At 55.4% G+C, this 8,735-nt stretch carries 9 protein-coding genes; 5 read left to right on the top strand and 4 right to left on the bottom strand.

What is annotated here, in order from left to right:
- The 3 genes from FEAC_RS12230 to FEAC_RS12215 all read right to left on the bottom strand — a co-directional run.
- A partial coding sequence (locus FEAC_RS12230) for an IS110 family transposase (RefSeq protein WP_152623238.1) occupies nt 1-517 on the bottom strand: 517 nt, incomplete at its 3' end.
- Between the two features lie 432 nt (nt 518-949).
- Nucleotides 950-1,186: a reverse transcriptase domain-containing protein gene (locus FEAC_RS16475; protein WP_052566347.1), complete on the bottom strand. Its 237-nt coding sequence runs from the start codon at nt 1,184-1,186 to the stop codon at nt 950-952.
- A gap of 21 nt (nt 1,187-1,207) precedes the next feature.
- On the bottom strand, nt 1,208-1,711 hold the full coding sequence (locus tag FEAC_RS12215) for a reverse transcriptase family protein (protein WP_052566346.1): 504 nt from the start codon (nt 1,709-1,711) through the stop codon (nt 1,208-1,210).
- A gap of 964 nt (nt 1,712-2,675) precedes the next feature.
- On the opposite strand from FEAC_RS12215, the gene FEAC_RS12205 reads away from it, so the two are divergent.
- Complete coding sequence (locus tag FEAC_RS12205; RefSeq protein WP_035390898.1) at nt 2,676-2,972, top strand: helix-turn-helix transcriptional regulator; 297 nt, start codon at nt 2,676-2,678, stop codon at nt 2,970-2,972.
- A 37-nt stretch (nt 2,973-3,009) separates the two neighbouring features.
- Here FEAC_RS12205 and FEAC_RS12200 read toward each other — a convergent pair whose 3' ends face one another.
- On the bottom strand, nt 3,010-3,297 hold the full coding sequence (locus tag FEAC_RS12200) for an antibiotic biosynthesis monooxygenase family protein (RefSeq protein ID WP_035390900.1): 288 nt from the start codon (nt 3,295-3,297) through the stop codon (nt 3,010-3,012).
- Between the two features lie 488 nt (nt 3,298-3,785).
- Between FEAC_RS12200 and FEAC_RS12195 the strand changes: the two genes are divergently transcribed.
- From FEAC_RS12195 to FEAC_RS12180, 4 genes are all read left to right on the top strand, one after another.
- Nucleotides 3,786-4,802 carry a Kelch repeat-containing protein gene (locus FEAC_RS12195; protein ID WP_160290399.1) on the top strand — a complete coding sequence of 339 codons (1,017 nt, stop codon included), beginning with the start codon at nt 3,786-3,788 and terminating at the stop codon, nt 4,800-4,802.
- 368 nt (nt 4,803-5,170) lie between these two features.
- Nucleotides 5,171-6,364 (top strand): hypothetical protein, encoded by a 1,194-nt coding sequence (locus tag FEAC_RS12190; protein WP_152623236.1) that lies wholly within the window; start codon nt 5,171-5,173, stop codon nt 6,362-6,364.
- A gap of 101 nt (nt 6,365-6,465) precedes the next feature.
- The gene (locus FEAC_RS12185; RefSeq protein ID WP_052566345.1) at nt 6,466-7,917 is read left to right on the top strand and encodes a S53 family peptidase; all 1,452 of its coding nucleotides are present in this window, start codon (nt 6,466-6,468) and stop codon (nt 7,915-7,917) included.
- On the top strand, nt 7,914-8,729 hold the full coding sequence (locus tag FEAC_RS12180) for a cytochrome b/b6 domain-containing protein (protein WP_035390907.1): 816 nt from the start codon (nt 7,914-7,916) through the stop codon (nt 8,727-8,729). The genes FEAC_RS12185 and FEAC_RS12180 overlap by 4 nt, the downstream gene beginning before the upstream one ends.
- Nucleotides 8,730-8,735 lie beyond the last annotated feature (6 nt).

Raw genomic sequence — 8,735 nt, 5'->3', positions numbered from 1 at the left:
TCTCACCTCGATATTGCTCGCGGATCTTATCGGATGCCGCCACGATCGTATTGTGCAACTCCTGTAGGGTGGCCCTGCGACACTTGATTGCGGTCTTTCGGGTCGTGCGCAGCACACGAAGGGCTTCTACCTGCCCACTTCGATCCTTGGCCACCTGGACGCGCTGCCCATAGAGGGCAGCGAGGGCTGCTGCGATGGCGTCGTAATCATCACTCTTGCCCTGTGCTCTACGAAGGGACTTGTCCGGTCGGGTGACCTCAAGCGTGGGGATGTTCGCGGCCCCAAGGTACCTGGTAAGGCCAGCTCCGTAGCTGCCCGTGCATTCGACACCCACTCGAGCGACATCACCAAGAGAACGCATCCAAGTAATGAGTGACAGATAACCGTGACGGGTGGTGGGAAAGCTCTTGGTACCAAGCACCTTTCCGGTGTGATCGACAACCGCGGCCACATGCAGGTCTTGATGGGTATCGACCCCGCCAGCTACCTGTCCTTCCCCCAACGAAGTAACATTCATACTGACTCCTTTCCATTGGTTAGGATCGGCATCAGCTCTTGGTCGGCGACGGACAAGACAGTAACGGGGCCATATGCCGTGCTCTCATGAGGTCACGTTGTCGGCTGAGGCTGATGCCTCTGGCCAACTACCCCTGATGGCTGACGAGTCAAGACAATGACAATTACGTCGGTCCGGGTGAGGGTCAAGCCACCAGGGGCAGCTAGCCACCAACTATCTTTGCATGTCTATCCCTAATAGAGGTATTGGCATGCAAAACAGCTGGCGTACCCATTCTTACTGTCGGGGTGGAGAACCAGCCCGAGTGGAACCAAGGTTTCTTCTATGAGATAACGGGCCTGTTCGGCTCGTTCTTTTGTAGGACAGAGAACGACAAAGTCGTCACAGTAGCGGACCAACTTTCCGAGTCGCTTGCCTTTGTCAGCCCAAACCTCATCGAGGACACCTGAGCGCTATGTTGGCGAGCAACGGGGAGAGTGGTGAACCTTGGATTACACCTGAAGTTGGTTCAGATACTACTCCGCCTTCAAATATCCCTACTCGGAGCCAGCTTCTAACCAGCTTCAACATCTGCCGGTCAACGACGCGACGTTCAATCTGGGCCATGAGCTTGTCATGGTCGATTGTGTCAAAGCAGGCCCGGATGTCGGCATCGAGTACCCATACCATCCCCCGGTTTGTGAGTAATCCTTACGACTTCGAGGGCTTGGTGTGTAAGAGCGCTTCTGCGCGAAACCCAAAGCTTACCGGTGAGAAGTCAGCTTCGAAGATTGGTTCGAGGACCAATTTCGCGGCTGCCATTACTACTCGGTCTCTCACACAGGGAATGCCGAGCGGACGGGTCTCGCCCGGTTTGCCCGGCTTTGGGATATGCACTCTTCGTAAGGGCTTGGGCCGGTAAGTACCGGTCCGAAGCTCTTCGGTGAGCGCACCCAGGAAGGTTTGTATCGACTCGGGGCCTCTAGAGGAGATGTCGGTGATACTCACCTTGTCTACTCCTGGAGCCCCTTGGTTCCTCGCCACGTCCGACCAGGCCCTTTGCATCACATCAAAGCGGGTGAGCTTGTCGTAAAGGGCGTGGAACTTACGTGTCCGATTCTGCTTGGCACTGCGATATAGCACACGCCTGTGAGCTCGAACGGGGTCCAGGCCGTCGGCCTGTCTTATGGTCCTAGCTGATTGCTCAGCACTCATGAGCGTTCCTCTCTTTCACGTCATGCGTTGATGAAGTAGGGGTCCTTTGCTCTGGATGGGTTATGTTGTCCCAGCCGTCATCACTACTATTACCCCCTCCGACTCCCTCTTGGCCGCCTCTCACTTCCCGGGAGCACCGGTTATAGATAGGTTCGCTCCTGGTCTCCGCTTTGACCAGGGCCAAGGAGGGCCTCTCCAGTTCCCACGACAACTTTGTGTACGTTCCACTTCCCGCGACGCCCGAGAGGGTTCTTCGACACCCGCTCCAGATTCCCTGGTGTCTTCCGTGGCCTTCGTCAAAACCACACAGACTCGGCTCCCTCTAACTCCCGCTTTCGCTTCAAGCCTTTACGACGCTTTAAGAACTCGCTTTATGCTGGGCGACCGCACATTTGGTCCACCCCGCTTCGACCCTGACATCTCTATCAAACCCGGAGGCTTCCCTACCAAGGACTCTGGCGTCTCCTTGGACCGGACTCGCACCGGTTAGCTATCGTGAGCTTGTCGCTCGGTCTATGTCATATCTGACCTCCTTGTTTGCTGTGACATACGTCCGAGCTTCTGGACGCACGTGGTTCTAGGCCAAGACGGCGACAGACCAAAGCAGCGCTAACGATGTGAACCTCAGCCCGAACTGGATCACCATGATCGTCATGAATCCGAACTCAAGACTGCCTGGTCGAGTTGGGAGAGCGATAACAAAGCAGGCGACAGAGATCCAATTCGCGATGGCAACCAATCGAGCAGACCAGGATGCACAGATTGCACGACATAACATCGCCACGACGAGCTACCAATGAGGACCACCAACAGAACGGAAGCCATCACGCTAGTCACGACAGGACACACTTTCTCGTAACAATCACCACACACGTTCTCGACTTCGAGTATTTCACTTGCTGTCTGACTTTTGTGCAGCCGGCCATAATGCGAAAACTTCGGAGAAACCTGCTACGATCCTCCCGTGGAACCCACGCCGACTACCCAACGACATTGGACCTTCCTGTCGAATCATGGACACGTGCTAATACTTATCGCTCAGGATTCTGAGATTCGCGGTCGCGATATCGCCACCAAAGTAGGTATAACGGAACGCGCCACACAAGCCATCATCGCAGACTTGGTAAATGCTGGCTATGTAGAACGCGAACGCAGAGGACGTCGGAACTATTACCAGGTAAACTTAGATCTTCCGTTGCGCCACACCGTTGAGGCACCACACACCATCGGTGAATTGCTGAAGGTGCTCGGTTCGCTCTGACTATCATCGCGCCTGCGAGCGCCAGATCTAGTCAACATTACGGCTCAACAAGGTGAATGACGGAAGGATCTCCATCGAAAAAAGGGCTGAGCAGCTTTCGCCATTCGACATAGGCATCTGAAGCTCGAAATCCATCAAGATGATCCTCGATCCGATCCCACTCCACCCGCAAAACGAAGGTCGAGGGGAGTTCGACTACCCTACTGAGGATCGCACTCCTGCAGCCTGGATACTGTGACAGGTGGGGACGTGCCGCTAGATAGGCACTATAAAACGAATCCTCTTGGCCTGCTAGAACATTAAACGTCGCCACCTCAGTAACCATATTCCCACACTAGCCGAGTTAACGACTCGAGCCAGTCCAGTGTTCTGGTTATGCAAACTTTTGCTGAAAAGAACGATCTGACCCGCTCGACACCAAGTGTTAACCAGAACGGCTCTTAGAAGGCGAGACTTCGCCCGCTCGCGGATGACCTTGTGAAAACATGGATCAAGACGAGCAAGCGCACCAACTGCCTCATATAGTCAGGACGGCGCGCCGACTACTCCGGAAGCAAGCACCCAGTGGGCAACAGGCACAGAAGGATAGCCGCAGCTAGTCATCCCTGCTGGCTAGACCTTGCTCTGATAGCGACTAGCGTTACCAAAGATTCCGGGATTCGACGCGAGTCGCCCATGGTGATAGGAGCCTTAGAGTCACACACTGCGGGTGCCTACTGCGCGGAAGCGCGTGAGCCTAGCCTCGAGGTCAGTTGGAACAAAGCCAAGCGTCACCCTCGGCAAAGAGCAAGGAAGAAGAGTATCGCGATCGCCATGAACCTGAGCGCAGACTGGACTCGAGTTGAGACCAATGACACACCTTCGCCTCGGGCGAGCGCGGCAATCGCCTTTGACGAAGTGCGAGCGAACGTCGTCCTCTTTGGTGGATTTGATGTTTCCCAAGGCGGCCATAGTGATACCTGGATATTTGATGGAGCTGACTGGACTGAAGCCGATCCGCCATCGCGCCCCTCAGACCGAGCGACCAACAACTTGTGCTGGTGCCCACGTAGTGAACGGCTGGTACTTGTCACTGGAGTCAGGTTTTCTCGGACAGGTGGCCATAATCCGCTCACCGGTGAGCCAGCGTGGTCCAAGCAGAACCTTTGCGACACCTGGATCTTCGACGGCGAGAACTGGCAAGAGCTACGGCGATCTCAGTATCCCAATTATGTCCATCAGGCGATGGCAACCGATCTCCAATCCGGACACGTTATCGTCTCTGGTGGTATCGCAGCTGGACCTAAGACCCTAATCGGGGTGTTTTTGCTGCGAGATCGAAGGGAGTCTCCACTTGTAGACGACACCTGGATCTTCAACGGTGAGAACTGGCTGGAACTCGACCTGAAGGCTCGACCCAGTCATCGTCAGTTTGCCGCCATGTCATCGTGCCCAGACGAACGAGGTGTTCTGCTCTTTGGTGGTCATGGCGGCGAGGGAAAACCTCAACACCTTGGCGACACCTGGATCTTCGACGGTGAGAACTGGCAAGAGATCCATCCTCCGATATCACCTTCACCTCGATCGAAGGCGATGTTGGCCCATGACCGCCTCAGCGGTACGGTGATCCTCTTTGGTGGTCATGGCGGCGAAGGAAAACCTCAACACCTTGGCGACACCTGGATCTTCGACGGTGAGAACTGGCAAGAGATCCATCCTCCGATATCACCTTCACCCAGACAGGGAGCCTGCATAACCTATGATTCAATGAAGGGTCAGATCGTCCTGTTCGGGGGCAAAGATGCCAACGGATACCTCAACGACACGTGGATTCTGAACCTCAGCGGATGACTAAATCCGTTGATTGTCCTCTAAAGATACCGGTGGTTCCCATCCACCAGCTCCAGAGATCCCAACAATCAACGCCCGAAGAAGCGGCGCGGCCTGGCCTCGGATTTGGCCGCACTCACTGCACATTGGCAACGTTCCGACTTTGGAATATGTCCCAACACCTGCTCGATATGGGCGCCACAACCTGCCCAAGTTGGCTTCTTACACTGCTTACACGTTACTGCTCTGCACATACCCCATACGGTATCTTCAGATTACCTCAATCTAGGTCACATATTCCAAAACTTTTGCCGTTATAAGCATGCTCACTTCAGTCGCGCTGAATCAGTAGAAATGGCATAGTCAATCCTGGCGCCTAGAGTAGAGCTGTGGTTCATGCCGCTCATAGAGACAGTCGCGAGAAGCGGCATCTGTGCGATCGCATCCATTGGAGACGAGTCGTCGCCTGCGCTCTCCTCTGGTTACTAGGAATCGCTACTGCTGTAGGTATTACAAGTATCATTGTCCAGTTCTGTTTGCTTGTGGCTCCTGCATTTTTGGTCAACTGGTATGCCTGGTTGACGGTGGACGTTGTCGTGATTATAACCGTGATCAGCCTTCGCAGGCGATCTCGAGCTTTGTCAAATGGGGTCGGCACCGGTGTTCTTGGACTGACGATAGGAATAGTAATGCTTGCGATCGGACAGACGACATGGCATTACCAGTTGACACCGTCTCGTCCATCGGTCGACCACCATCCCCGCATCGACGCCATCTTCCTCGGATCCTATTGGCGAACTCCACTTGGCCGAGCACAGGCCGCGAACGAGCTCACAGCCTTTCATGTATTCAACTCCAGCGGTTGGTGGCACCTCCTGGCCACATACGGAGTAGCCCCACTCCGATTGACTAGCTGCGCCGTTGTCGGCACTCGTCTGCGTGTACATTCGCTTTCCCAACTGGTCAGTTCAGCGGCGCTTGCAACTGGTACCATATGTCCGGGGTCCATCCCACTATCCAAGCAATATGCATTTACTAGCCAGAATCCACCTGAGATCGTCATTTTTGCTGGTCCAACGCAGTTTCTTGGCCAACATCTCTCCGAGAGTGGTTGGAACTTCCCCACCACAGTGGCTCACCACCAAGTACGGGCTGTCATCGTCCTCGATGGATCGCTAAAAATTGCTCAAGGGTCAAACGGCAAGCTTACGGCCATAACTCCAGTAGAAGACACCACGCTCACCCTCTCTCACGAACTTGCGGAGAGTACCACCAGTCTTGGGAAAGGGTCGATTAGCGTTGCGGCAAGCACACTGTCGCGATTCACCATCACGACAGGAGCCACAATCCTGTACGCTCTCAGCTCGCAATGGGGCTACGTACCTCAGTTCTTCAACTCGCAGCCAACTGATATCTTGCAACTGGCAGACGCATGCTCCCCAGGCCAACCAGCCTTCGTCCCATCTCCAGCTACGACCTATCGTTTTTCCGATGGCATCGGCATGGTATCGATACTGAGCAGATCCGGCAACAGCTGCGAGAACATCCACGAAGGCTCTGTCATTAGGTTTCCGACCTCTTAGAACACCTCGGGCAGGCTCGAGCCCTCTCCACTACACTGTTAAGTGATTACCTGCCAGCGGCACTGTCGGCGGTAGGGTGTGCCAACTAACGAGGGGAAACCATGGAGAGCATTCTACGTCGCCATGAAACTGCGACTGCCATCGGTTCGAAACCGAATGGAGACTCGGTGGAGGTTAGCCTCTATTATGAGCCATCTGCCACCGAATCAGAATACGCACAATTGCGTTCCTACCTTCAAAGTCATGGTGTCGAGGTCACTACCGAGAGTCCGCTCAGACACCACCTGAGTCTTCGAGCGAGTGTGGAGGCGCTTAACGCCCTCCTCGGGATCGGTCTCACTGAATTTGTTGATAGCGAACTCGGCAACTTCTTTGCCCCGGACCAAGAGCCGGTGCTGCCTCCCGCCCTCTCGATCGTCACAGCGATCCTCGGCCTCGACTCAGCAGTTCAAGCCCGTCCACGCTTTCGCCCCGCCACAAAACCGGCACTCAGCTACCTACCCACCCAAGTCGCCAAGGCTTACGACTTCCCTTCTGCATCTGCCGTCGGCCACTCAGTAGCCCTCATAGAACTGGGAGGCGGCTTTCGCCAAGCTGACGTGACCAATTACTTCACAACTCAGAGCTTGCCAGTCCCAGTCGTCACCGCCATCAGTGTCAACGGAGGCGTTAACGACCCTACTACCGCCAATTCTGCCGATGCCGAAGTCATGCTAGATATCGAGGTTCTGGGATCAGTCGCTCCAGGAGTGACAATCGACGTCTACTTTGCCCCAAACACCGATCGCGGGTTCATAGACGCCGTGTCAGAGGCGAGTGCACCCGGCGGCCCGATGCCAGACGCAATCTCGATCAGCTGGGGTGGACCCGAATCCACCTGGTCGAAAAGTTCTCTTTCACTGATGCAGTCCGTGATTGCAGACGCTACCGCCAGGGGCATCACCGTAACCGTTGCTGCTGGCGACAACGGTTCCTCCGACGGACTTACTGATGGACTCGCTCATGTCGACTTCCCAGCCTCAGCCCCCAATGCCTTAGCGTGCGGTGGAACCCACCTCGACCTGACCAGCACTGGGGCGATAGCAGCTCAGACCGTCTGGAACGACATTGCGATCGGTGACGGCGCAACAGGCGGCGGCGTGAGTTCCTTCTTTCCACTACCCAACTATCAGGCACACGCCAACGTTCCCCCGTCCATCAATCCTGGGGGTTCTATCGGCAGGGGCGTGCCGGATGTCGCAGGCAACGCCGATCCACAAACTGGTTACCAGATTCTCGTTGACGGCACGGCCATGGTTGTCGGTGGAACCAGCGCCGTCGCCCCTCTAATGGCCGGACTCATCGTTCAACTTGCTATCGCCACAACAGCACGTCCGGGGTTCGTGCAGCCGGCGTGGTATCCTCTCGAACAATCAACGCGCACCACCAAGGCTCCTGCCTTCTTCAATATCGTCAAGGGCAATAACGGCGCCTACGACGCCGGTCCTGGTTGGAACCCGTGCACCGGTTTAGGGTCACCTTATGGGGGTAGGTTGGATCAGCAAATCTCATGATGCGCCCGGAAGACATGCAGGGAGAGTCACTCTTCGACAGCCTCATCCCTCAAGCAGAACAACGCGAGCTTGATACCGAGCGCAAACATGCAGATCAACGCATCGTCAACCTGTCACGCGGCAGCGCGTTGTTTGGAACCGCCCTTGTCATTGTTTTCCTGATCGAGGTGCTCACCGTACCGATCATGTCGCACGCCGTTGCCTGGCATATCGGCGTTGGCCTAATTGCTGTACCACTCATCGTCGGTAAACTTACCTACAGTTCATTGCGCTTCATCGGCTACTATCGTGGAGACGAGCGCTATCTGAAAGCTGGCGTTCCCTGGTTCCCGCTCCGCATCCTGGCCCCCTTCTTAGTCGTCACGACGGTCCTGGTAATCGGGAGTGGCGTTGAACTTGACGTAGCCGGGCCCACATCTTTCTCGGCAACCTTCCTCGCGCCAGCTCACTTCCTACTCTCGGTTGTCTGGTTCCTGTTAATGGCGTTTCACGTGGCTGCCTATGCCAACCGAGCCGCACGGTCCACCATCAAAGATATGTCGTCGCGACTGACCAAACCACGACCAACCAGCTCACGCTCACGAGTTGCTATCTTCATCGCTACATGCGCGATAGGCATAGTCTTGGCAACGCAATTCCAGGGTCCGATTAGACGATGGGAGGCCGCGTTCAACTCACCTAACAGCACGAACCCATCACAGCTGACCCATCCCCCGAAGCAGTACTACAATCCATCTTCACTGAAGCGGGGGGAAGAGCGTCAACGACTGCATGAACAGTTAGGACTTCATAACCGCAAAAAGAGCGGTTAAAAGTCC

It is taken from the genome of Ferrimicrobium acidiphilum DSM 19497, assembly GCF_000949255.1.
In the GTDB taxonomy this organism is placed as follows: Bacteria; Actinomycetota; Acidimicrobiia; order Acidimicrobiales; family Acidimicrobiaceae; genus Ferrimicrobium; species Ferrimicrobium acidiphilum.
Note: the sequence above shows the minus strand (reverse complement) of the source record. Positions and strands in the feature narration are given on the sequence as shown.